The organism is Maribacter aquimarinus, assembly GCF_047345505.1.
Classification (GTDB): domain Bacteria; phylum Bacteroidota; class Bacteroidia; order Flavobacteriales; family Flavobacteriaceae; genus Maribacter.
Genome location: NZ_JBLFEO010000005.1, coordinates 150,474 through 173,906, shown reverse-complemented (window position 1 = coordinate 173,906; position 23,433 = coordinate 150,474). Strand labels below are relative to the sequence as shown.

The following is a 23,433-nucleotide window of genomic DNA, read 5'->3' as shown; positions in this document are numbered from 1 at the left end:
ACGGTAAAGAACCTGGGCAAAGTGCTTCTTTGACCCTGTTTGGGGCAGGGTTGGCCTAGGGCCTTTTTTCAAGGCAAGGAAGACGGGCGGTCCGGTAGGGGCCGAATGAAAATAGGTCCCAAGGGGCGGGTGGCCTCCCACAGCGTCTTATACCAGTTCTCGTTTGAAATGCAGCCATAGAAATGGAATTATTTTTTTGGCCTGCGAAAAAGAAAAATCAGGCATAGCCGAGCTACGGCTTATTTTTATTTTGAAGTAGGGCGTAAAAAGAAACCATTTATCGGCTTTTTTTCAATTGGGAAATGGTATTAACAGTGGGGCCCCTGGGGTTCCGTTAGGTTTCGGGCAAACGCTCCAAGCCTTTCTCGAACTGGTTGTGTATGGCCAAGATCACCACCCCAAAAACAACCGCCGAAACGATGAGAACGGTGTTTATCAAACCATCCACAGAAAAAGAGATCCTGATCAATATGGTAGAAATGACAAAACCAGAATTTCTGATCACCTTGTGATACTTGTCCGTGTAGAAAAAGGAAACCAACAGTAGCAAGACATCCACTATGATGAGGATGGTAAAAAATTCATCGAAAAAGATATTGTTTATGTTTTTCAGTTCCTTTAGGCTGCCATCATTGTCCATGATCTCCAAATAGCCCCATTTGCCAAAAGTATATATGGCCAGACAAAACAACAGGGGCACCAAGACAATGGCAATTGCTTTTTTCAGTTGAACAAATTTGCTCACCGCAGTGGTCAAAGCCCTTTTTTTCTCAGGTATCTTGCGGCTCTTGTTTAAACGATAAAACCAGTACAGAAGATAGAAAAGCATAACCGATGCCAGTATGTCATAGGTGAACTGGAGGTCGTCTTTGATGTTGAACCAATCTGGGGAAAGCTCTAAGTTGGCCAGATCCTTGAACAAGCGCCTAATGATGATCAAACTGATGATCTCGTACTGTTTGCCAATGTATGTGGTTATGGAACGGGGCAGATAGTACACCAAAAGGTACACCTCATATACCAGAATGAATGAAAATGGGGTATAGACAGCGGCAATGGGGTTTCCCAGCAAGGGGCTTTCGGGGTTCAAAAATGAAACATGCCCCGCGAAGTAAATACACCCCAAATGCACCAGGAAACTGGCAATGGCAAAAGTTAGAATAATACGTTCCAGTGTTTTTTTGGAACCCTTGGATAGGAATATGGAATCCAATTGCCGAAACGTCTTTATAAAAAGGGCCATTGGGAAAGGTAGTGAAAAATGGCCACACTACTTTTTTTGTTCAACTCTTCATAAGCGCCCAAGGGGCTTCCCAAGTCATTTTCCTGTTTTGGGGCCTCGCCATTTCCAAGGCATCAACCCTCGTTTCCCTTGATGCCCAACGGATTCCATTCCGCGTAGAACTGTTCCAGAAAATCGAGCATGTACTGGTGGCGCTGCTCTGCCAATTGTTTGCCGGTGGCGGTGTTCATTTGGTCCTTTAGCAACAGTAGCTTTTCATAGAAATGGTTAATGGTGGGCCCCTTGGATTTCTTGTATTCTGCCTTGCCCATATTGGGGTTGGGCATAATGTTGGGGTCGTGCATGGCCCTGTTTTTAAAGCCCCCGTAATTAAAGGCCCGGGCAATGCCAATAGCACCAATGGCATCTAATCGGTCTGCATCCTGTACCACTTGGAGCTCCAAGGAACTGAACTTCTCTTTTTTGCCCTTTTCCAGGGAGTTTTTAAAGGAAATATGTTCAATGATGTGCACTACGTGCTCCACGGTCTTCTTGGGCACGTCCATGGACTCCAAAAAGGCCTTGGCCATTTTGGGCCCAATGCTTTCATCCCCGTTGTGGAACTTGGCATCGGCAATGTCATGCAACAGGGCGCCCAAGCTCACCACCAGGAGATCTACTTTTTCCGTCTGCGCAAGCAGCATGCTGTTTTTAAACACGCGTTGTATGTGAAACCAATCGTGGCCGCCCTCGGCATCGCTAAGGGTCTCCTTTACAAAGGCGATCGTCTCCTCCACAAGTTGGGCATCTTTCATTTAAACGAGGTTATGCCGGAGGTAACGGCGGTTTCAATGTTATGGATGAGCGCATCCACATCGCCCTTGTTCTCCACGGGGGGGTGTACGTCAAAGGACACGGCGGCGCCCAGCCCCATGGGGAATTTCCCGTAACGTACCAGTTTCCAGGAGTTGTTGATGCTAATGGGCACAATGAGGGCATTGGGCGCCTTTTTCAACAGCATTTTGAGCCCCATGGGCTTAAAGGGCTTTGGGTGTCCGTCCCGGCTGCGGGTGCCCTCGGGGAATATCACGGCGGCCCTGTTGTGCTCCTGCACATAGCTGCCCAAACGGCCAATTTCCAAGAGGGCCTGTTTTCCGTCCTTGCGGTCTATGAGGGCCGATCCGCCGTGGCGCAGGTTATAGGAAACACTGGGGATCCCTTTGCCCAGTTCCTTCTTGCTCACAAACTTGGGGTGGTGCTTGCGCATGTGCCAGATAATGGGCGGAATATCGTACATGCTTTGGTGGTTGGTAACAATGATCAAGGGCCGGTCCAAGGGAATCTGGTGCGGATTGGTGAACCGGTACGTGGTGCCCAAGAGGTTGGTGGTGCGCATAAGGCACCAATTGAGCACGCTTATGGCCCTTTTTATGCCCTCATAGCCAAAAACACGGTGGCAAAACCAAATGATGGGATGAAAAAACAGCAAGGTGGCGCCAAAGGCGATGAAAAAGATAGGGGTGAGCACATAGGAACATATCTTTTGCATGCTGCAAAAATAAAAAACCACTTCGTTAGAAGTGGCTTATTTTGAACATTTCGTTGCCCTGGGCCGTTCTCAACAGAACTCGTCGTAGGCCTGGACCAGGTTTTCGGCGATCATCTCTGCCGGCCTGCCCTCAATGTGGTGGCGCTCTATCATGTGCACCAGTTCGCCGTCCTTAAAAAGGGCCATGGAGGGCGAAGATGGGGGAAAGGGCACCATAAGGTTCCTGGCCGCATTGACCGCATCGGTGTCCACGCCGGCAAAGACCGTGACCGCGTGGTCTGGCTTTTTGGCGTGCTTTAGGCTCATTTTGGCAGCGGGACGGGCATTGGCCGCGGCACAGCCGCATACCGAATTTACCACCACCAAGGTGGTGCCTTCCTTTTTAATGGCGTTTTCCACCGCCTCTGCCGTATATAACTCTTCGAACCCGGCAGATGCCAAGTCCTCTCTCATGGGTTTCACTAGTTCCGCAGGATACATAATTGTCTTGTTTAGGTTTTGAACAAATTTTTTCAAAGATAGCCAATTCACTGTTTTCATGGGGCATGCCTTAACGTTTCATTGACCTTTGTGTTCCCGTGCCATTGCCTATCTTTGCGCCTTTAAAAGTGCATTATGATCAAATGGTTGGGCGCCCTGGTGGGCTTTTTTCTTAGGGGCTTTGCCGGGGCGGTTCTGGGTTTCTTTGTGGGGAGCATGCTGGATGGTTTCATGGGTCCGGGAAAGAACCGCCGCCGCACGGTTTTCGATGATTTTACCCGCCCCAACGTGTCCCCGGCAGATTTTGAGCTGAACCTGCTTTCCCTCTGCAGCATTGTGATCAAGGCAGACGGGCAGGTGAGCCAACGGGAAATGGACTATGTGCGCCAGTATTTTGTGGGCACCTACGGCAAGGAAAAGGCCAATGCCATCTTCAGGACCTTTAACGAGGTGAACAAAAAACGGGAAATCTCCGCACAGCGCATCTGTGCCTTCCTGAACCAGCGCACCCGCTATGAGGTACGTTTGCAGCTGCTGCACTTTTTGTTCGGCATAGCCCGGGCAGACGGCAGCATCAGTGACCTGGAAGTACGGAAGATACGGGAGATCGCCGGCTACCTGGGGGTGCGCGCGTCCGATTTTGAGAGCATCATGGCCATGTTCATCAAATCGGCCAACAATGCCTATAAGATCCTGGAGATAGAAAAGACCGCCACGGACGATGAGGTGAAGAAGGCCTACAGGACCATGGCCAAACGCTACCATCCCGACCGGGTGAACACCCAGGACGAGGCCATAAAAAAAGGGGCCGAGGAGAAGTTCAAGGAAGTGCAGAAGGCCTATGAGGCCATACAGCAGGAGCGCGGACTGTGATCATGCTTCCCTTTTGTCACTTACAAAAGGGGTGCAAAACAAATGGTGTGCATCATTTTCCAATGGGCCTGGGGCCAATTCCACTTGTTTGTTATATTTGAGGTTTGGCAGATGTGCAGGCTTTGGCAAGCAAGCTTCAAGCTTGGAGGTATGGCCAAACCATCCTAACTAAATACAATGGATTATGGAGAATTTTTGGTTTTACACTCAAATGGGGCTGGACCACGTACTGGATCTTGGTGCTTACGACCATATCTTGTTTCTATCGGCCTTGGCCATACCCTTTACCTTTAAACATTGGAAGCAAGTGCTGGTCCTGGCCACCATCTTTACCGTGACCCATTGCGCCTCCCTGTTTTTATCGGCCTTTGACATCTTCACGGTCAATGTTTCCTTGATCGAGTTCCTCATTCCCGTTACCATCTTGCTCACGGCCATTTACAACATTGTGGTGCTCCGCAGTCGCGAACCCAGTACAAGCCTGGTATGGCACATGCTGGCCACGGCCTTCTTTGGCCTGGTGCACGGCTTTGGGTTTTCCAACTACTTTAAGATGTTGGTGGCGGGCCTGGAAGAGAAAGTGACCCCCTTGTTGGGCTTTGCCCTGGGCATTGAGCTTTCCCAGGTCATTGTGGTGCTGTTGGTGCTCTTGTTGGCCTACCTTTGCCAACAGGTCATCAACATAAAGCGCACACCCTTTGTGCTCGTGGCCAGCGTTGTGGTCATTGCCATTACAATACCCTTGCTGGTTGCCACGTTTCCTTGGTAGGCGTTTATGTTAAATTATGGCCATTGTGTTGGCCTCCCCGTTGAAACCGATTAACTTGGGACTGGGGCTTTGTGCCCCGCTATGGAAGAAAATGGAAAAAGCCAAGCAGCAAAAATACGATAAGGCCTATCTGCGCATGGCCCAGGAATGGGGAAAGCTCTCTTATTGCAAGCGCAAGCAGGTGGGCGCCATCATTGTAAAGGACCGCATGATCATCTCGGACGGGTACAACGGCACCCCCACGGGTTTTGAGAACTTTTGTGAGGACGATGCCGGGTACACCAAGTGGTACGTGCTGCACGCCGAGGCCAACGCCATTAGCAAGGTGGCCTCCAGTACGCAGTCTTGTGAGGGGGCCACGCTCTACATTACGCTATCGCCCTGCCGGGAGTGCAGCAAGCTCATTCACCAGTCTGGCATAAAACGTGTGGTGTACCAAAGGGCCTACAAGGACAATTCCGGGCTGGACTTTCTAGAGCGGGCCGGCGTGCTCTTGGTGCACATGCCGGATATTGGCGTTTAGCCCATCAAAAAAAAATAATGAGCAAGAAATACAATTACCTCATGCCCACGATCATTGCCGCCGCACTGGCGCTGGGCATCTTTATGGGCGGAAAGCTCCATTTCAACGACACCCCGGAACGGCTCTTTACCACCAACTCCAAGAAAGACAAGCTGAACCGCCTTATAGATTACATAGACTACGAGTATGTGGATGAGGTGAACACGGACAGTATTGTGGACGTGACCGTGAACAGCATCCTGGAAAAACTGGATCCCCACTCCGTGTACATCCCCGAGGACGAAATGGCACGGGTATCCGAGAACATGAAGGGCGATTTTGTGGGCATCGGGGTCAATTTTTACACCTACCGGGACACCATTTCCGTGATCCGGGCCATTCCCGGGGGGCCAAGCGACAAAAAGGGCATTAAGGCGGGAGACCGCATCTTAATGGCGGGTGCCGATACCCTGTACGGTAAAAATCTGGCCAACAATGCCATTGTGGGCAAGCTCAAGGGAGCGGCTGGCTCCCCGGTACGGCTCACCGTGTACCGGAAAAGCGAAGATCGGACCTTTTCCGTGACCCTGAAACGGGACGTGGTGCCCATAAAGAGCGTTACGGCGAGCTATATGCTGGAAAAGGACATGGGCTACATTAAGGTGAACCGTTTTGCGGAATCCACCTACCGTGAGTTTAAGAGGGCGCTGGGGCAATTGCGCCGCCAAGGGGCCCAAAAATTGGTGCTGGACCTACGGGACAATCCCGGGGGCTATCTGGGCGTGGCCGAAAAAATGGCCGATGAGTTTCTGCCCGATGGAAAATTGATCCTCTTCACCAAAAACAAAAAGGGAAAGATAGACAAGACCTTTGCCACCGACAAAGGCGATTTTGAGGGCCGCCCGGTCTATGTGCTCCTCAATGAGCGCTCTGCCTCTGCCAGTGAGATCGTTGCGGGCGCCCTGCAAGACAATGATGCCGGGGTGATTGTGGGCCGCCGTTCCTTTGGCAAGGGCCTGGTGCAGCGCGAAATGGCCTTGGGCGATGGTTCTGCCGTACGGCTTACCGTGTCGCGCTACTACACCCCAACGGGCCGTAGCATACAGAAAGACTATTCCAATGGTACGGAAGACTATTACCAGAGCTTTACCGATCGCTACCACAACGGGGAACTGGTCTCCGTGGACAGCATTAAGGTGGCCGATTCCCTGAAGTTCACCACACCAAAGGGCAAGGTGGTCTATGGAGGTGGCGGCATTGTGCCCGATGTCTTTGTGCCCGTGGGCAGCAATGAGGAAGAGGCGGTGGCCAGCATGGAGCGCATGGGCCTTATGTCCTATTTTGTGTTCGAGCACCTGGAAGAAGACCGTTCCCGGTACGCAGACTATGGACAAAATGAGTTTATTGACCATTTTCAGGTAGATGATATCCTTTTTCAGCAATTCATCACCTTTGCGGTGGACCGAAAGCTGCGGATGGATTTCTATGGGCATGAGGCCAGTATAAAACGCTACCTGAAGTCGGTCATTGCAGAGCAATTGTTCAATGACAATGTGGGCGCCCTGATCCGCAGCACGGAAGATGCCATGCTGCAAAAGGTCTTGGAGCTGGGGCGATCCACCATTGAACAGGCCCCTCGGGTGCCGGCAAGGGACTAGTCTTCCCCCTCCAGTTTTGTCCGTACTTTATGGTTTGGACACAAAAACCGGAAAATGATATGAACAAGACTGCGATGGACCCTAATACCAGTAAAGGGTCCTTTTTTGGATTTTAAACGAAACATTCAAGATCGGCATTAAAATTTGGTGATGCCAAACAAGTGATGAACACTGAAAACCCAAGATATACCAGTTTTGTCTCAAGAGTGCCATTTTTGCCCTATTGATCATAAGCTGTGAAAAAGATGCCGTTTTGGACACGGAAGAAGCGGTGTTGAACGAGCCACCAACCGAAATTGTGGAAAGCGAAATCCTTGGTTGGGAACAGCTTCCAAATGATGTGCGGCAAGATTTTTTGGAGACCCAAACGTTTTTGGAGCGTTCCCATACGGATAAAAAGAAGGGTAAACGTTTTGGAAAGTTGAAAAAACGGAAGATTCTTAGGAAAAAGGTAAAGAAGGGATATACTTACACGGGTGTGTTGAGCAAGCTGGAAGGAGGTCTTTATTACGACAATATTGTTATACAGCCCGCGGAAGAAGGCTCGGCCAAAAGAACGGTCATCAGATATGAGCCCGACCCTGAATGGTATGCCGATAAGGTTGCCGGCAACTCTTCCTATACCAATTATTCGGGAAATATCAGTGTGTACGGTTCCGGTGGCCATCTTATTGCCACTGCTGCCCTGGAGGAGGGGGCCTTGCTCAAAGGGGCCAGTAAGGCCTCGAGCACCGGGAAGGCAGATTGCTTCGTGGATCAGATTTCCCGTGGTGGCTTTACGCATTGGGAAAGCGGTGAGTTCATTGTTACCGATATTGTTATCTTTTATTCCTGCGCGGAAGGCAGCGGCGGGGGCAATACGGCCCCAGGCGCCCCCGACGCCCCCAGCAGTACTGCCCCTCCCAGCAGCACGGCTGCCCCAACCAGTGGTGGGAGCGATGAGCCACAGGCACGCGTGATACCCGGGGCGGCATAAGGGAAATTCGCACCAAACCTTTGGAGGATGATGAAGAGGATATCATCCTCAACAACCTTACGGGAAAGGCCAAATGTGTTTATGAAAAGATGATGGAAGGCAAAAACATCATCAATTGGGTATTGGAAAACTTCAAGGAAGGTTCAAAACCGTCTGAATTTAATTTAAGGTTTGAAATGTCATCAGATCTTGGCAACGAAACTAACGCTTCTTTTGCTACACCCTTGCAAAGTGGCGTAGCCAATACCTTTGTTATAAAGATGAACAAACACAGAACGGAGAACATCAACACCTCCTTAACTATTGCCAGGACCATACTTCAGGAGGGCATACATGCTGGATTATGGGAGTTTATGTATTCAAGAGATAAAAATTTAGCAGTCATAAAAGATGATTTTCCAGGTATTTATAATTAATATAGAGAGCATAAACAGAACTGGGACCATGAACAAATGGCGGAATTTTATAGGGAAACGATCGCCCAAGGTCTAAAACAATTTGACAATGCCCAACATGATGATGCTTTTTACGACGCATTGGCTTGGGAAGGATTATCGCAGTATAAAGATGCGAATAACAACCATGAATTGATTTATTCGGAGGCTTGGAATAAACTATCTGCTTACGAACAACAAGATATTTTAGATACGATAACGGATGAAAAACAAAATGGAAGTAAGGAGTGCAATTAAAAAAATGATATTCACTCTGTTTATGGGATTGGTGAATATGACTTTTTGCCAAGAGGTAAAATACCTGTCATTTGATAAAAATGAAGACTCTATTGTAATGGATATCGATAAATCAAGCTATTATAAAATAGGTGAAAATCTATTTTGGATAAATAGATTCAATGAAATAGATACAATTTCTAAATGTAAAATATCTAAAATCACATTTACATCGGTGCGACAATTATGGGAGGAAGGAAAAAAAATGAGCGATTCAATTTTATCCGAAAGAATAAAAAAACAAAGGATTCAGATAATCGAAAGTAAAAATGAGATTTTTGAAAAAATCTATGTAATAGAAAAAATAGGCAACAAAAATTATAAACGCACAAGGGTTTGGTGGGTAGATTATTAGTTGGTGAAGTCATCCAAACTTTTGCCGTTCGCAAAACCCAGAAAGTAAACTTGGCCTCATTTTATTCAATGGGCAACGATACAACGGGAGGTAATTTGGGATGGGACTATTATCAATCTATGGCTTGGGGCGGACTGTTCACAATCAATAAAAATACTGGAATGATTACTTCTGAAACAGATACTTTTAAGGAATTGGTCGCAAATTCAAAAGATAGGCAGGCCATTGCAAATATAGTTTTTAATGAGTACAGGGGAAGTAAAGATGCGTATGGAACGAAGTGCAATTAATATCTATTTGGTTCTATTTTTATTTTTTGCATCAAAGTCATTTTGTCAGCATAAAATTCAGGGAACATATTCGACACCAATTATTTTTGGCTACGAACAGTTTGTTTTTAAAGAGAACGGCGTTTTTGAATATCGTGCGGGAGCAGATTTAGGAGATAGTCAATATGGTAAAGGCCACTACGAATTAAGTAAGGATAGCTTGATCTTACGGTACGATCTAACCAAATTGCCACAAGAGAGCTATTTCAGGGCAAAGAAGTATTACAATTCCAAGGATTCCGTGGAGGTCTGTTTACATATTTATAGCTTCGACAAAGAACCACTTTACAACATCACCGTCTATTCCTCACCGGGCAACCAATCCACGGAATCCAATGAGCAGGGGGCTGCCACGTTGAAATTTCCAAAAGGTGCCAAAAAAGATATGGTCGAAATTGATATAGACGGGGAATTCTGGGCCAAGCAGACGCTATATTTAAATGCTGACGCCAATTATCTAATCGATGTTTTTATGAATAAATCCACCATTCAGGGATTTGGGCACCCAAAGGCTCTTAAGCATCAAACACTGCGCTATGGTATTTTGGAGTTCAAGGATACCGGTATGACCCTAAAGGGCAAGGAAGGAACTTTTGATCTGATCAAAAGTAATTGAAGGTTGCAAATTTCTTAATGGGTAAAGAACATTTTAAAGCTATCGGGGATGGCAATATGGTAAATCCTGATGATATCACAAATGTAGCGTTGCTTCCCATAGATGAAGTTGTTGCCAGATCAGATAAAAAAAAGTAAAGAATCAATCAACAGGGACGGAAAAAGCCCTGTTTTCAGTGTTTTAGGCAATATGTATATCTTTGAAACCATATGCCTTTATGAAGAACAAGAGGGAAAATTTTTAAGTACCCTGTGCAATGGATTCAGCAGATCGGCGACCGATCTTTATTGGCCCATACGCAGGTGAACCAGGATACCTTGAAACCATTAGATTTTAAGAAGTGGCAAAAACCATTTGTTTTGCGATCGTAGGGTTCTTTTGTCTTTTGGCAAATGCCCAACCCAATGTGGAGATAACCTATGCCAAATCTGAAAAGGGCTACACGGTTTATGCGGAAAACAAGGAGGTTTGTCCGGTAATGGTAAAAGTGGATTTCAGCACAAACAATTTAAGGGTGGTGGGGGGTAACAATCGCCTCTACACGGTAAGGGCAAATCGAAAAATACGTATAGCCAATTTAGAGGTAGAGCAGCCCAATTTCCCTTATGGGTTTTCATATACGTTCATTGCCAATTACGGAAAAAGCAACGTAAGGAAATATGATGAGGCGTATGCGTACGGTCTTCCCTACGGTTCTTCAGAACGCTTTAAGGTGGTTCAAGGCTACAACGGAACGTTCTCGCACCAAAATGAAAATGCACTGGACTTTGCAATGCCCATAGGCACACCCATTATGGCCGTAAGGGAAGGTGTGGTGGTCAGTGTGGTGGAGGAAAATGATATCAACTGTGCGGTGAAAATATGCGAGAAGTTCAATAATTACATTCGCATATACCATGAAGATGGCACTTTCGGGGAGTACGTCCACATAAAAAAGGACGGTTCCAAGGTAAAAAAGGGAGACAAGGTGCAAAAAGGGGCGTTGATCGGTTATAGCGGTAACGTGGGTTATAGCTCGGGGCCTCATTTGCATTTGGTGGTCTACAAACAAAACATAGACGGGAGAGAAACCATAAAAACCAAGTTTTTGGTTGATTCGGGTGAAAGGACGGAATTTTTGGAAAGCGGCAAGGTGTACCAAAAAAATTACTGAGTTTAGGGCCGTGCCACTTTGATTTACAAAGCTGGATACACCTAGATGTGGCTTAGCTTAACACTAGGTGGGCACCGAAAACACTGATTTTTTTGGGTTACTGGTACAGGCTTTCGGTATCGGGCTTTTTCTTGCGAATTTCCCTCAGTCTTCCCCTTCCAGTTTTTTCTCTACCTTTTTACTGGCGTTGTAGATCAAGATCAGGACAATGGCGCAGAGCGAGGCCACCACGCCAATAATGGCAATGATGCTATTGCCCTCCAGTGGGTTGGAAAAATTGATCAGGGTTACATTGTAAACGATCAGCCCCAGGGCCAGTACCAACAAAATAAGGGAGAGTGTTCTGTTCATCATCACCGCTTTTTTTGTAAAAATACGCCCTTTTTCAATGGTTAAAAAGGGCATTGATGTTCGCGGCGAACAATTTAACGGCAATGGCCAGCAAAATTACCCCAAAGATCTTACGGATAATGTTCACCCCGTTCTTGCCCAACCGGCGCTCCAGCCTGGCGGACGATTTGAGCACCACAAAGACAAAAATGATGTTGATCACAATGGCCACGATGATGTTCTCCACATGGTACTCCGCCCGCATAGCCAAAAGGGTGGTCAGGGTCCCGGCACCGGCAATGAGCGGAAAGGCAATGGGCACAATGGAAGCGGTTTCGGGCTCCTCGTCCCGGTAGAGGGTAATGCCCAGGATCATCTCAATGGCCAAAAAGAAGATGACAAAGGCCCCGGCCACGGCAAAGGAGTTTACGTCTATGCCAATGAGTTTCAGCAGCTCATCACCCAAGAAAAGAAAGGCCACCATGATAAACGCCGCCACAATGGAGGCCTTCTCTGACTGTATGTGCCCCACCTTTTTTCTAAGCCCAATGATAATGGGCAAACTGCCCAAGATATCGATCACCGCAAAGAGCACCATACCGGCCGTGGCAATTTCCCGAATGTTGAAATTTAAGGTCATTCCAAAAAAAATTTTTGCAAATCTACGGTTATATTCCCGCCCTTGGATGTTACGGGCTTAAAATAAGTCCTTCAGATGTTGTAAAATAGGTATCTTGCGCCCCGTAACCACAATGAAGGAGGGATGTTTCAAATAGGAAAGGCCATTGTGTCCGAGGAGATCATTGAGAACGATTTTGTCTGCAACCTCAGCGCCTGCAAAGGGGCCTGTTGTGTGGACGGTGACGCCGGTGCCCCCTTGGAAGAGGGGGAGACGGAGATCTTGGTGGACATTTACCATAAGGTAAAGCCGTTTTTGAGGCAAGAGGGCATTGCCGTGATAGAAGATAAGGGCGCTTTTGTAAAGGGGGAAGACGGCGAATGGGAAACCCCCTTGGTGAACGGCAGTGAATGTGCCTATGTGGTTTTTGATGGTGCCGTGGCCAAGTGCGGTATAGAGGAGGCGTACAACCAGGGGGCCATTTCTTGGAAAAAGCCCGTTTCCTGCCATCTGTACCCCGTGCGCATCAAGGAATACACGGAACTAACGGCCGTCAATTACCACAAATGGCAGATCTGTGACCCCGCCTGTGGTCTGGGGGCAGCGCTGCAGGTGCCGGTGTACCGTTTTGTAAAGGAGGCCCTGATCCGCAAGTTTGGTGCGGAATGGTACCAAGAACTGGAGACGGCGGCCGGGGAACACCTTACTCAATAGGGATGTGAAGCACGATCCTGGTGCCCTCAGGGGCGTTGTTGCCATCGTACAGGTCAATGATCTCCACGGCAAAGGAGTTTAAAAAATCCTTGGAAAAATTGGCCAAGCGTTCTTTGGTGATGTCTATCCCCACAGATTTTCTTTTCAACACCTTGTTCTGCTTGATTCGCTCCGCTTGGTCCCTGCCCACGCCGTTGTCCGTGATGCCAATGTTTATGAATCCCTTTTCCCCGGGTTCCACCACCAGGGCGATCCGTTTTTCCCCTTCCTTGGAAGACAGGCCGTGCCAGAGGGCATTTTCCAAAAAGGGCTGCAAGATCAGGGAGGGGATCTTTATCTGGTGCACATCAATGGCATCGTCCACGGTTATGGTAAAATTGATCTCATCGTTGAACCTGATGTTCTCAATGTTCATGTAAAGGGCAATGGTCTCCAGTTCCTCGGCCAGGGAGATCTCGCGCTGGGACGAGGCTTCCAGGATCTTGCGCACCAGCTTGGAGAATTTGTTCAGGTAGTGCACGGCATTTTTTTGCTCGTTGTTTATGATGTAGAGCTTAATGGAGTTCAGGGAGTTAAAGAGGAAGTGTGGGTTCATTTGGCTGCGGAGCATGGTCTGCTCCAAGGTGAGCAATTTCTTTTCGCTGTTCAATTGGTACTGGCGGTACAGAATGTAGAGAATGCCCGCTATGAGCAGGATCCCTATGCCAGAGACCAGCAGCATGGTCTGGTTTTTGCGCAGCCTTTGCCGTACCGACTCGTTTTCCTGGGCCAGTCTTTCTATTTGGCTCGCCCGTTTTTCGGATTCGTAGCGCTGGATCATATCGTTTACGTAGCGCAGGTTCAGGTTGTTGTTGGTCTCTTCTTCAAAATTCTTGTACTCCTTGTAAAAGGCCATCCCCTTTTGGTAATTGTCTTGCTTGATCCAGAGTTCCGACAAAAATTTGTTGGCCTCGGCCATTTCAGAGGGAAAATGATAGGTCTTGGAGAGCTCCAGTGCCTTGGTGAGCTCTGCTTCCGCTTGGGCATACTCCCCTATGTTCAGGTAGGTCCAGCCCAGATTGGTGAGCACGGTGGCCATGATCTTCTGGTCTCCCAGGGTTTTGGCCTTTTCCAGGCTGGTGCGCAAGAGCGAAAGGGCTTCTTGGGTGCGCCCTTGGTGCACGTACACGTGGGCAATGCTGTAGTAGCAGATCACCCTTCCCTTTTCAGAGTCTATCTGCTCGTTAAAGGCCAAGGATTGGTCATAGTTCTCCAGGGCTTCGTCCAGAAGCCCCTGCGCCTCGTAGCATTCCCCCAGGTTCTGGTGGTTAATGGCCAGCCCCAGCTTGTTGTTCAGTTCTTGGTCCAGGGCAATGGATTCCCTGTATTTTTCAATGGCCAGGTCGTATTGCTCCAAGAGTTTGTAGATGTTGGCAATGCTGTTCAGGGAAACGTTCATGCTGCGCTTGATTCCCGTGGAGGGCTCGGGGATGGCCTCTGCCAGTTCCAGGGCCTCTTGGCTGTAGTCCAGGGCAGATTTTATGGCCTCGGTGCGCCTAAAGACCACACTCATCATGTTTAGGCCGTATATTTCAAATTCCACATTCTTGGCCTGGATGGCGGTGCGGTGGGCTTCCTGGAACAGGGACAGGGCCTCGGTATATTCGGAGACGCCGCGGTACACCCTTCCTTTTTGGTTCAGGGCGTAGGCCAGGCCGTCCAGGTACCCACTTGCCTTGGCCTTGGAGATGAAGGTGTTGAGAAGGGCGGTGTCTTTCCTTATGGGGCGCAGCACCAGATCGATCTCCGCGTAGGTGCGGGGTGCGGCAAGCACAAGACTGTCCATTTGCGCCAAGAGCTGTGGGGAGGCGTCCTGCGAAAGGCCAAGAACGGCCCAGAACAGACTCAGCAAAAAAGTGCCCAGTCTTCGGGGCAGGGGTGCAGTGACCCTGGTCATGGTTGGTGTTAAAGAGCTGGGCAACTGGGTCATGCGCTTAGATGAGATCCAGAAAATCTGATTTTTTTTGTCTGGATACCGGAATTTTATGGTTGGAGCTGAGCACCACATAACCATCTGTTTTAAGAAATTCCTTGATCTTGTTCAGGTTGATGATGTAGGAATTGTGGATCCTGAAAAACGAGTCTGTGGGCAGTAGTGCGCCTACTTCCTTCAACTTCTTGGTCAGGACTATCTTCTGTCCGTCCGAAAGGAAGATGGTGCTGTAGTTTCCGTCAGATGCGGCGTATAGGATGTCATCCCCCTGCAAAAAGAGCAGTTTGCCGTCCGTGCTCAGGGTTATCTTTTTGTTGGTGGACCGGGCGTTGAAATTCAATAGGATGCGTTCAAGCTTTTCGGCCGTGAAGTTTCTCTGGTTGTATTTTTTGATTTTTGCAATGGTGTCCTGGAGATCGTCCGTGTCTATGGGTTTCAGCAGGTAGTCTATGGCCTCGTTTTTCAAGGCTTGGATGGCATATTGGTTGTAGGCGGTGGTGATCACCACCGGAAAATTTTTGTTCGTCAACTTCTTTATGAACTGGAAGCCGTCCATAGTGGGCATTTCAATGTCCAAAAAAAGGCAGTCCGGGGTGTTTTTGTCCAAATGGGCCAAGGCTTCCAAGGGATCGGTAAAGGAGGCAGACACCTTGATCTCCCCACTGAAATTGGTGAGTTCCCAGGAAAGGCTCTGTATGGCCTTTTCTTCATCGTCCACGATCACGGCGTTTATCATAACCTTGAATATACGTTAAATTACTAAAAATAGCAGTTATGTTGGTGGGTTGCTTTTTTATTTGTGTTGATGGAAGCAAAAATGGTATGGTTGGTCACCTATCCTTTATGGCTGTGCAAAATGGGCAAAACGCGCTCGGGCATGGCGCTACCGTTTTGGGGGCGGGATAAAAGACAACGAAAGGGTACGGACAGGGAACGGCCGGGACGGTCCGGTGTGCGGGCTGTGCCCGGCCGGGTGGGCGTGCACGGCAGCATTTTTGCACCTGGCTCCCATTATGGGAGTTTCGGTCCCTTGCCCAGATGCCATCCATACAGTAAAATCCACCTGTTATACAAAAACATGGGGATGGCTTGATCACATCCCCTATTTTTAATCCATGTTTTGGGGAGGATGGAATGCCCGGGGAACCCCGCCATTATAACGGGTCGGCATTCTTGGGATACCATCTTGCACGGCCATTTAAAACGTGGGATAAACGGGAGCGATGAAAAAATGTATTCTAATGTTTTTGGTGTTGCTGGTCATGGTGATGCTGTACGTTGTGGCGGAAAGTGATGGCCCCATGGCGGAAAATGAATCCGTGGCCTTACAAACAACCAAGGGTGGCAAGGTATTTTCCAACCCTTAAAATGGGTTTTGTGTTTGGGCAAGCCATACAAATAACCAACCAAAGTAAACAGGTGCGGTCCGGATGTTGGGGTTTCCCGAGGTCCACGTAGCGTTGCACAGGTCTAAAAAAAGCAGTGTAAAAACTGTTTGTCCAATCTTAAGGTTTCGGGGGAACTACCTAAATTGGAAAACGACGGGCAATTCATTGCCGTGCAGCGCTTCAAGGATCGCACTTTTTTTTCAAAAGGCAAGGGCCGTATGGCCCATTATGGGCCAAAAAAGTCTGTACAAGGCGTCCTTCTTTCCAATTCTTTTTTTTCTTTTGATAATAGGGGCCACAAGGTCGTGTTGGGGCACCGGGCCAACCTAGGTTTTTTTTAGATGTCCAGCATGCTTGTTTTGGGGGGATGGGCATAAACCGCAGAAGGATAATCTCGGTTCGCATTCAGAAAGTATAACGAAAATGGCCGTGTTGTGGCCTAAACCGAAGTGGGGCAAGGTCGGCTTTTGTTCGTGGGGCAGGGGCGGTCTTCCCGGTGCACGGGGCTGTTTTCTAGCCTACGCGATCTTTAAGGATGTAGGGCTTCATTACCTTGGTCAAGATCAGGGCCAGTGCATAAAGAACCAAAAAAAGAAGATGTTTGTCCATTGGGGAAACGTCTTAGTTCACCATATATACGCAGTAACGGTTTAAACGGATCGCATCACTTTTGGAAAAAGCTTATAAAAACTGTTAAAAAGATATGAAGCCTTTAATTTATGTATGGCGTATGGGATGCGCAGGACTTCTTTTCGTTTGGAGGAGTCCTGTCCGTACGTTCGTTGGTAATGATATGCGCCCTTGGACAGGCACAGGAGGCAGACATAGCCAATAAGTAGGTAAAGATATGGGGTCATACCCAAAGAAACGAAGAAGAACTTGATCTGGGTGCATTGCCCAAGTGCATCTCATCGAAAAATGTCATTTTTTTCGATGAAATGCACGGTAACCTACAACATATTGTCTTATTAAATAATATTCTGGCGTCACAAAAAATTGTCAACCTCTTTGTAGGCATCAATAACGGCCTGCTCGCCGGCCTTGTCCGGTCTGGAATTTCCGTGTTCCATGCCAAGAATCCCCTTAAATCCTTTGTCGTAGATGAACTTAAAGACGTTTTTATAGTTTATTTCGCCGGTGGTGGGTTCTTTTCTACCCGGGTTGTCCCCGATCTGTATGTAGCCTATTTCGTCCCAACAAGCCTCCATATTGGGTATCAGGTTGCCCTCTTGGATTTGTTGGTGGTAAATGTCAAAAAGAATCTTGCAGGCGGGGGAGTCCACCGCTTTGCAGATGCTGTAGGCTTGTGGCGATTCGGTCAGGAAAAGGCCGGGATGGTTTCTAAAGTTCAGGGGTTCCAGTACCATTACCAGGTTATGGGGTTCCAAAATGGCCGAGGCCTGTTTCAGCGATTCTATGACGTGGGCGGTTTGGTGGCCCATGTTCTGCCGTAGGTCCAAATGGCCCGGCACCACCGTCATCCAGGTGGCGTTGGTGCGTTTGGCCACTTCCACCGAGGCCTTGATCTCGTTTAGGAACTCTTGGCGCTTGTCCAGGTCGCCGGAGGCCAGGTTGGGTTCTTTCCAGTGGATGTTATGCGCTACAAAAACACCCATTTCCAAACCCCGATCGGTCATGGTTTTGGCCATTTTTTCCTGTAAGGTCACCTCGCGCTTGGCCATGCCGTTGTCCTCGTAGGCGGTGAAACCTTGATCGGCCATAAAATGGAGCTGATCCAAGGGATCTTTACCGGCCAAATTTTGGAACATTCCCAAGTGCGGGGCATATTTCAGGTTAAAGGCGTGTTTTTCTTTTGGGCGGGCCGGCGCGTTGGCGTTTGCCATGGCGCCGCCAAGGGTTAACGCTCCGCCGCTAAGGGCCGTTTTTTGTATAAAGCTTCTTCTTTTCATACGTTGTGTTTATAGGGACCAGGCCTTTCCCTGAGTCAGTGTTTCGGCGTCCGCGCAGGCAATGTACTCCCCTGGCACGGGCAAATAGGCCAGAACTTCTTCCCCAACGTATTCGGAGGCTTTGTATCCCCATATGGCCAATCCGCGCAGGTTGTTGGCAAAAGCGTGCCGGGAGGCACCGTCTTCCAGCGTCGCCGCTTCTCCGGCGGCCTTGGCCTCATTGTAGGTGGTCACTTGGTCCATAAGCAGTGCGGAGTATTCCTGGCTGATCTTTAGGGCCGCGGCCAGGACGGGTTCCAGATCTTCCGGGCTAAGGTCTGCGATGGCGGTCTTGCCACTGTCTTTCAGCGCCTTGTCCAGGAATTTTCCCATGGACATTTTCACAAATTCCTGTTGTTGGGCCTCCATGACCTCATTTGCAAAACGGTCAATGAACACGTCTGCCTTTACCTCGGTGGCAGAAGGGGTGTCCGTTTTGGGCAGGATAATGTCCACCAGTTTGCTCAGGGCCCCAGCCTCGTCTTGGGTAAAGAATGTGGGTGTCCAGGTCATGGCCGGCTCGTTTTTACAACTTTGTACCAGGCCCAAAAGGGTGGGTGTGGTCACGGTATAGCCCAAGGCCAGTCCCATATTTTTGAGTGCTTTTCTTCTTTCCATTAGATGTTTCCTTTTTTAAGTTCGTTTACGGCGTGGTTTGCCGCCCTTGCGGTGAAGGCCATATAGGTTAGCGATGGGTTAACACAACTGGAGGAGGTCATGAAGGAACCATCGGTGACATAGACATTGGGAACGTCGTGCAGGGCATTGTGTCCGTTTACCACGGAGGTTTTCCGGTCACGGCCCATGCGGGCGGTGCCCATTTCGTGAATGCCCAGCCCAAGGGCCCCGGGGTTGTCATAGGGGGTTACATCCCTCATTCCCGCGGCTTCGAGCATGTCCACGGCAGATTGTTTCATGTCTTCCCGCATCTTCCACTCATTTTCCTGGAATTCCGCATCAAAGGTCACCGTGGGCAGTCCCCATTGGTCCAAATTGTCATAATCCAGGGTAAAGCGGTTTTCCTCATAGGGGAGCACCTCGCCAAAACCGGTCATGCCAAAACGCCAGCCGCCTGGTTTTAGCACGGCTTCCTTGAGGTTGGCGCCATAGGCCAGTTCGGCCACGGTGTCTTCCCAGTTCCCCCGGGAGGCGCCGCCTTGGTAGCCAAAGCCGCGCACATATTCGGAGCGGTCGCTCTTTCCGCCAAGGTTGCGGAACCTGGGGATGTAAATCCCCGCAGGTTTCCGGCCTTTGTAGTATTTGTCTTCAAATCCATCATACTTCCCGGAGGCGCCCACGCCTAGGTGGTGGTCCATGATGTTGCGGCCCAATTGATCGGATTCGTTGCCCATACCGTTGGGGAAACGATCGGATTTGGACTGCATCAAGATGGAGGTGGAGGCAATGGCCGAGGCGCACAAGAAGATGACCTTGGCCTTGAACTCGTACTTTTCCTTGGTTAAACGATCTATGACCCTTACGCCCGTGGCTTTCTTGGTGTCGGGGTCGTACATGACCTCGTGCACAATGGAATCCGGTCTCAGGGTCATGTTTCCTGTGGCCTCTGCGGCCGGCAGGGTAGAGGACAGGCTGCTAAAGTAAGCGCCAAATGGACATCCGCGGATGCAGCGGTTCCTGAACTGGCATTTGCTCCGTCCATCGAATTTCTTGTCCCCGGTGAGGTGGGCCACCCGGCCGGCGGTCACCACCCGGCCATCAAACGTTTCGGCCACCTTCTCCCGAAAATGCTGCTCCAAACAGTTCAGTTCCAGCATGGGCAAAAATTGGCTATCGGGCAATTGGGGCAGGCCCAGGGCCTCACCGCTGATGCCAATAAAGGTTTCCACCTTATCGTACCAGGGGGCAATGTCCTTGTAGCGCACGGGCCAGTCCACCGCAATGCCTTCCTTTTGGTTGGCTTCAAAGTCCATGGGGCTCCAGCGGTAACTGTGCCTGCCCCATTGCAGCGATCTCCCCCCCAAATGGTAACCGCGCATCCAGTCAAAACGTTTGGTCTCGTTGTAGGGGTGTTCCAGATCGTTCACAAACCACATGTGGCTCGCTTGCCTGGTCGTGTATCCGGTTCGGCTCTGTTTGGGTTGTTTTTCCAAGATCTCCTTGGTGGTCTGCCCCGCATTGGGAAAATCCCAAGGGTCTTTGTTGGCGGTCTCATAGTCATCAATGTGCCTAACCATCCTTCCCCGTTCCAAGACCAAGGTTTTCAGGCCGTTTTCACATAGTTCCTTGGCTGCCCATCCGCCGCTGATACCCGTGCCCACCACAATGGCATCGTAAGATTCCTGTTCTTCGTTGTAATAAAACTTGTTCATTTAAATGGATTAAGCCCTAAATTTATTAAATATTCAATTAATTATATACATTTAATTCTTATTCTTGTTCTGGCTTTGCCATTATCAGAAATGGCATAGGTGCCTGTATTGTGCTGCGCAAGGCCGTTGCCTTAAAAAATCTTTTGGAACTGAAATCCTAATTTTATCATGAAAAAAATGCCCATTATGAAGAATGTGAAAGGTTTGAAGAAAATGCTTGCCCTTGCCCTTGTCGTGACCCTTTCGGGAGCGTATTCCTGCAAGGAGGCCAAAAAAGAAAACAAGGAGGAAATGAAAGAAGAAGTAGCCGAGGAAGTGCAGGCCCAACCCTTTTTTGAGCTATCCCTGGCCCAGTGGTCCATGCACAGAATGATTCGCAACGATGGTCTGGATCCCTATGCCTTTGCCCAAAAAGCCAAGGAGTGGGGCTTTACCGGTCTGGAGTATGTGAGCCAGCTCTATAATCCCGAACTGTCCGATGCCAATTATTCGGAGGAAGCCATGGCGGCCTTTGTGGCCAAGAGCAATGCCGAGGCCCAAAAGCACGGGATGAAGAACTTGCTCATCATGGTGGATGGACAAGGCCATCTCGCCGCCACGGATGAAGCAGAGCGCAATGAAACGGTGGAAAAGCATAAGAAATGGGTAGATGCCGCCGCCGCCATGGGCTGCCATGCCATACGCGTAAACCTCTATGGCAGCAATGACCCCGAGGTGTGGAAGAAAAGTTCCGTGGATGGGCTCACCAAGCTCGCCACCTACGCCAAGGGAAAGAACATCAACATCTTGGTGGAAAACCACGGGGGGCTGTCCAGCAACGGGGCCCTGCATGCCGAGGTGATGGAGATGACCAACATGGACAATGTGGGCACCCTCCCCGATTTTGGCAATTTCTGTATTGAAAGAAGCGAGAACGGCTGTGCCGAAATGTACGACAAGTACAAGGGGGTTGAGGAATTGATGCCCCACGCCAAGGCCGTTAGTGCCAAGAGCAATGATTTTGACGCCCAGGGCAATGACACCGGCATTGATTATGTGAGGATGTTGCAACTGGTCAAAGATGCCGGTTACACCGGATACATAGGCGTGGAGTACGAGGGCAGCGAACTCGGCGAGGAAGCCGGAATCAAGGCCACCAGGGATTTATTGCTCAAGGCGAGCAAAGAAGTGAAATAACCACCAATGACCACCAACCATGAAACCCTTTTTCAACGAGCTGTTCGACTATAACTTCTATTGCAATAAAAAGATCATTGAACACTGCGTAAACGTTGCCGTTCCCTCTGAACGTACGGAAGTGCTTTTTTCCGAACTGCTCTGCGCCCACCACAATTGGAACTCCAGGATTCTTGGAAAAAAGGCCGATTATGGGCTGGACCACCGTCACGCAACCATGGACTGGGAAGGCGTACACTATGAGAACCAGCGCACCTCTTTTGAGATCACCACCAATGCGGACCATTTTGATGTCAGGGTGGATTACGAGAACTCACAGGGAAGACTGTTTACCAACACCCTAAAGGAAATGCTGTTCCAAATCATTAACCAGGCCACCTATTATCGCGGCCAGATCGCTGTGGATTTTGTGGACAAGGGGCTGGAGGTACCGTTTTTGGATTACGCCATATATAAAAGATAGGAAGTATGAAGGCCGTGACCAGGATACAGTTGTGCGCCATGATGTTCTTGGAGTTCTTCATTTGGGGCGCTTGGTTCGTTACCTTGGGCACTTTTCTCGGCACCACCATCAATGCCTCCGGAGGGCAGGTCGCCACGGCCTTTTCCACCCAGTCTTGGGGGGCCATCATAGCCCCTTTCATCATTGGCCTCATCGCAGATCGCTATTTCAATGCCGAGCGCATTTTGGGACTCTTGCACCTGGGCGGCGCCCTGCTGATGTACTTTATGTTCACGGCAACCGATTTTGCCGGATTCTACCCTTTTGTACTGGGCTACATGATTTTGTACATGCCCACCTTGGCCCTGGTGAATTCCATTTCCTTTGCCCAGATGAAAAATCCTGCGAAGGAGTTTGCCCTGGTCCGTGTTTTTGGCACCTTGGGATGGGTGGTCTCTGGGTTGCTCATAAGTTTTGTCTTCCACTGGGATTCCGATGCCGCCATTGCGGCCGGCCAGCTCCGCAACACCTTTCTCATGACCGCCGTGGCCTCCCTGGTATTGGGGCTGTTCAGTTTTACGCTGCCCAAGACCCCGCCCGGTGCCAAGGACGACAGCAAGCTTTATCTGTCCCAGATTCTGGGCCTGGACGCCCTAAAGTTGTTGAAGGACAGAAATTTTCTCATATTCTTTGTGGCCTCCATATTTATTTGCATACCCTTGGCCTTCTATTACCAAAACGCCAATCCGTTTCTGGTGGAAATCGGTATGGAGAATGCCACTGGAAAAATGACCCTGGGCCAGGTGTCAGAAATTGGCTTTATGTTGCTCTTGCCCTACTTTTTTACCAGGTTCGGGTTTAAGGCCACCATTATCGTGGCCATGCTCGCTTGGGCCGTGCGCTATCTCTTGTTCGCTTATGGAGATGTTGGCCAATACAGTTTTATGCTCCTTCTTGGCATTGCCCTGCACGGCATCTGTTATGATTTTTTCTTTGTTTCTGGCCAGATATACACGGACAGCAAGGCGGGCGCCAAGTTCAAGAGTGCGGCTCAGGGCTTGATCACGTTGGCCACCTACGGGGTGGGCATGCTCATTGGTTTTTGGACCGCGGGCCAGATATGCACGGCGTATCAATTCACCGATGGCACGTATGACTGGGAGTCCATTTGGTGGTACCCCGCCGGCTTCGCTTTTGGGGTCATGGCCCTTTTTGCCCTCTTCTTCAGGTCAGAAAAAATAAGCTACACATCATCTTAGTTATTTTTGTTATTTTAGGGCAGTTTATAAATTCAGAGAAA

27 protein-coding genes are annotated in these 23,433 nt (G+C 49.2%); 16 read left to right on the top strand and 11 right to left on the bottom strand.

What is annotated here, in order from left to right:
* Positions 1 to 334: 334 nt before the first annotated feature.
* From ACKWCC_RS05575 to ACKWCC_RS05560, 4 genes are all read right to left on the bottom strand, one after another.
* Complete coding sequence (locus ACKWCC_RS05575; protein WP_413994926.1) at positions 335 to 1,213, bottom strand: hypothetical protein; 879 nt, start codon at positions 1,211 to 1,213, stop codon at positions 335 to 337.
* 143 nt (positions 1,214 to 1,356) lie between these two features.
* Positions 1,357 to 2,037 carry an HD domain-containing protein gene (locus ACKWCC_RS05570; RefSeq protein WP_413994925.1) on the bottom strand — a complete coding sequence of 227 codons (681 nt, stop codon included), beginning with the start codon at positions 2,035 to 2,037 and terminating at the stop codon, positions 1,357 to 1,359.
* Complete coding sequence (locus ACKWCC_RS05565) at positions 2,034 to 2,771, bottom strand: lysophospholipid acyltransferase family protein (RefSeq protein ID WP_413994924.1); 738 nt, start codon at positions 2,769 to 2,771, stop codon at positions 2,034 to 2,036. The genes ACKWCC_RS05570 and ACKWCC_RS05565 overlap by 4 nt, the downstream gene beginning before the upstream one ends.
* Positions 2,772 to 2,840: 69 nt before the next feature.
* Entirely contained in the window at positions 2,841 to 3,251 is a 411-nt protein-coding gene (locus tag ACKWCC_RS05560) for a BrxA/BrxB family bacilliredoxin (RefSeq protein WP_413994923.1), read from the bottom strand.
* Positions 3,252 to 3,386: 135 nt separating this feature from the next.
* On the opposite strand from ACKWCC_RS05560, the gene ACKWCC_RS05555 reads away from it, so the two are divergent.
* The 11 genes from ACKWCC_RS05555 (at position 3,387) to ACKWCC_RS05505 (ending at position 11,213) form a co-directional block, all read left to right on the top strand.
* Positions 3,387 to 4,124, top strand: coding sequence for a TerB family tellurite resistance protein (locus ACKWCC_RS05555; protein WP_413994922.1), 738 nt, complete (start codon positions 3,387 to 3,389; stop codon positions 4,122 to 4,124).
* Between the two features lie 184 nt (positions 4,125 to 4,308).
* On the top strand, positions 4,309 to 4,893 hold the full coding sequence (locus ACKWCC_RS05550; RefSeq protein ID WP_413994921.1) for a HupE/UreJ family protein: 585 nt from the start codon (positions 4,309 to 4,311) through the stop codon (positions 4,891 to 4,893).
* A 91-nt stretch (positions 4,894 to 4,984) separates the two neighbouring features.
* Entirely contained in the window at positions 4,985 to 5,416 is a 432-nt protein-coding gene (locus ACKWCC_RS05545; RefSeq protein ID WP_413994965.1) for a deoxycytidylate deaminase, read from the top strand.
* A gap of 17 nt (positions 5,417 to 5,433) precedes the next feature.
* Positions 5,434 to 7,053 carry a S41 family peptidase gene (locus tag ACKWCC_RS05540; RefSeq protein WP_413994920.1) on the top strand — a complete coding sequence of 540 codons (1,620 nt, stop codon included), beginning with the start codon at positions 5,434 to 5,436 and terminating at the stop codon, positions 7,051 to 7,053.
* A gap of 253 nt (positions 7,054 to 7,306) precedes the next feature.
* A complete protein-coding gene (locus ACKWCC_RS05535) occupies positions 7,307 to 8,029 on the top strand; it encodes a hypothetical protein (RefSeq protein WP_413994919.1) in 723 nt (240 codons plus the stop codon).
* 20 nt (positions 8,030 to 8,049) lie between these two features.
* Positions 8,050 to 8,445, top strand: coding sequence for a hypothetical protein (locus ACKWCC_RS05530; protein WP_413994918.1), 396 nt, complete (start codon positions 8,050 to 8,052; stop codon positions 8,443 to 8,445).
* 36 nt (positions 8,446 to 8,481) lie between these two features.
* Complete coding sequence (locus ACKWCC_RS05525) at positions 8,482 to 8,721, top strand: hypothetical protein (RefSeq protein ID WP_413994917.1); 240 nt, start codon at positions 8,482 to 8,484, stop codon at positions 8,719 to 8,721.
* Positions 8,687 to 9,115: a hypothetical protein gene (locus ACKWCC_RS05520; protein ID WP_413994916.1), complete on the top strand. Its 429-nt coding sequence runs from the start codon at positions 8,687 to 8,689 to the stop codon at positions 9,113 to 9,115. Before ACKWCC_RS05525 ends, ACKWCC_RS05520 begins: the two co-directional genes overlap by 35 nt.
* A complete protein-coding gene (locus ACKWCC_RS05515; RefSeq protein WP_413994915.1) occupies positions 9,100 to 9,405 on the top strand; it encodes a hypothetical protein in 306 nt (101 codons plus the stop codon). The genes ACKWCC_RS05520 and ACKWCC_RS05515 overlap by 16 nt, the downstream gene beginning before the upstream one ends.
* Positions 9,359 to 10,060 (top strand): hypothetical protein, encoded by a 702-nt coding sequence (locus ACKWCC_RS05510; RefSeq protein WP_413994914.1) that lies wholly within the window; start codon positions 9,359 to 9,361, stop codon positions 10,058 to 10,060. Before ACKWCC_RS05515 ends, ACKWCC_RS05510 begins: the two co-directional genes overlap by 47 nt.
* 340 nt (positions 10,061 to 10,400) lie before the next feature.
* Positions 10,401 to 11,213 carry a M23 family metallopeptidase gene (locus ACKWCC_RS05505; RefSeq protein WP_413994913.1) on the top strand — a complete coding sequence of 271 codons (813 nt, stop codon included), beginning with the start codon at positions 10,401 to 10,403 and terminating at the stop codon, positions 11,211 to 11,213.
* Positions 11,214 to 11,357: 144 nt separating this feature from the next.
* On the opposite strand, the gene ACKWCC_RS05500 is transcribed toward ACKWCC_RS05505, so the two are convergent.
* Positions 11,358 to 11,564: a hypothetical protein gene (locus tag ACKWCC_RS05500; protein ID WP_413994912.1), complete on the bottom strand. Its 207-nt coding sequence runs from the start codon at positions 11,562 to 11,564 to the stop codon at positions 11,358 to 11,360.
* 34 nt (positions 11,565 to 11,598) lie between these two features.
* The gene (locus tag ACKWCC_RS05495) at positions 11,599 to 12,183 is read right to left on the bottom strand and encodes a MarC family protein (protein ID WP_413994911.1); all 585 of its coding nucleotides are present in this window, start codon (positions 12,181 to 12,183) and stop codon (positions 11,599 to 11,601) included.
* A 123-nt stretch (positions 12,184 to 12,306) separates the two neighbouring features.
* On the opposite strand from ACKWCC_RS05495, the gene ACKWCC_RS05490 reads away from it, so the two are divergent.
* Positions 12,307 to 12,876, top strand: a complete 570-nt coding sequence (locus tag ACKWCC_RS05490; RefSeq protein WP_413994910.1) for a DUF3109 family protein — start codon at positions 12,307 to 12,309, stop codon at positions 12,874 to 12,876.
* Here the strand turns inward: ACKWCC_RS05490 and ACKWCC_RS05485 are convergent.
* Entirely contained in the window at positions 12,866 to 14,812 is a 1,947-nt protein-coding gene (locus ACKWCC_RS05485) for a tetratricopeptide repeat protein (protein ID WP_413994909.1), read from the bottom strand. The genes ACKWCC_RS05490 and ACKWCC_RS05485 overlap by 11 nt on opposite strands.
* Before the next feature lie 37 nt (positions 14,813 to 14,849).
* A complete protein-coding gene (locus ACKWCC_RS05480; RefSeq protein WP_413994908.1) occupies positions 14,850 to 15,584 on the bottom strand; it encodes a LytR/AlgR family response regulator transcription factor in 735 nt (244 codons plus the stop codon).
* Between the two features lie 487 nt (positions 15,585 to 16,071).
* On the opposite strand from ACKWCC_RS05480, the gene ACKWCC_RS05475 reads away from it, so the two are divergent.
* Entirely contained in the window at positions 16,072 to 16,215 is a 144-nt protein-coding gene (locus tag ACKWCC_RS05475) for a hypothetical protein (protein ID WP_413994907.1), read from the top strand.
* A gap of 1,007 nt (positions 16,216 to 17,222) precedes the next feature.
* Here ACKWCC_RS05475 and ACKWCC_RS05470 read toward each other — a convergent pair.
* Genes ACKWCC_RS05470 through ACKWCC_RS05460 form a run of 3 tightly spaced genes read right to left on the bottom strand, consistent with a single transcriptional unit; the run spans position 17,223 to position 20,515 of the window.
* Entirely contained in the window at positions 17,223 to 18,146 is a 924-nt protein-coding gene (locus ACKWCC_RS05470) for a hydroxypyruvate isomerase family protein (RefSeq protein ID WP_413994906.1), read from the bottom strand.
* A gap of 9 nt (positions 18,147 to 18,155) precedes the next feature.
* Positions 18,156 to 18,803, bottom strand: coding sequence for a gluconate 2-dehydrogenase subunit 3 family protein (locus ACKWCC_RS05465; protein WP_413994905.1), 648 nt, complete (start codon positions 18,801 to 18,803; stop codon positions 18,156 to 18,158).
* On the bottom strand, positions 18,803 to 20,515 hold the full coding sequence (locus ACKWCC_RS05460) for a GMC oxidoreductase (RefSeq protein ID WP_413994904.1): 1,713 nt from the start codon (positions 20,513 to 20,515) through the stop codon (positions 18,803 to 18,805). Before ACKWCC_RS05460 ends, ACKWCC_RS05465 begins: the two co-directional genes overlap by 1 nt.
* A gap of 186 nt (positions 20,516 to 20,701) precedes the next feature.
* On the opposite strand from ACKWCC_RS05460, the gene ACKWCC_RS05455 reads away from it, so the two are divergent.
* Genes ACKWCC_RS05455 through ACKWCC_RS05445 form a run of 3 tightly spaced genes read left to right on the top strand, consistent with a single transcriptional unit; the run spans position 20,702 to position 23,392 of the window.
* Positions 20,702 to 21,691 (top strand): sugar phosphate isomerase/epimerase family protein, encoded by a 990-nt coding sequence (locus ACKWCC_RS05455; protein WP_413994903.1) that lies wholly within the window; start codon positions 20,702 to 20,704, stop codon positions 21,689 to 21,691.
* A 19-nt stretch (positions 21,692 to 21,710) separates the two neighbouring features.
* The gene (locus ACKWCC_RS05450) at positions 21,711 to 22,154 is read left to right on the top strand and encodes a damage-inducible protein DinB (RefSeq protein ID WP_413994902.1); all 444 of its coding nucleotides are present in this window, start codon (positions 21,711 to 21,713) and stop codon (positions 22,152 to 22,154) included.
* A gap of 5 nt (positions 22,155 to 22,159) precedes the next feature.
* Positions 22,160 to 23,392 carry an MFS transporter gene (locus ACKWCC_RS05445; protein WP_413994901.1) on the top strand — a complete coding sequence of 411 codons (1,233 nt, stop codon included), beginning with the start codon at positions 22,160 to 22,162 and terminating at the stop codon, positions 23,390 to 23,392.
* The last annotated feature ends 41 nt before the right edge of the window (positions 23,393 to 23,433 follow it).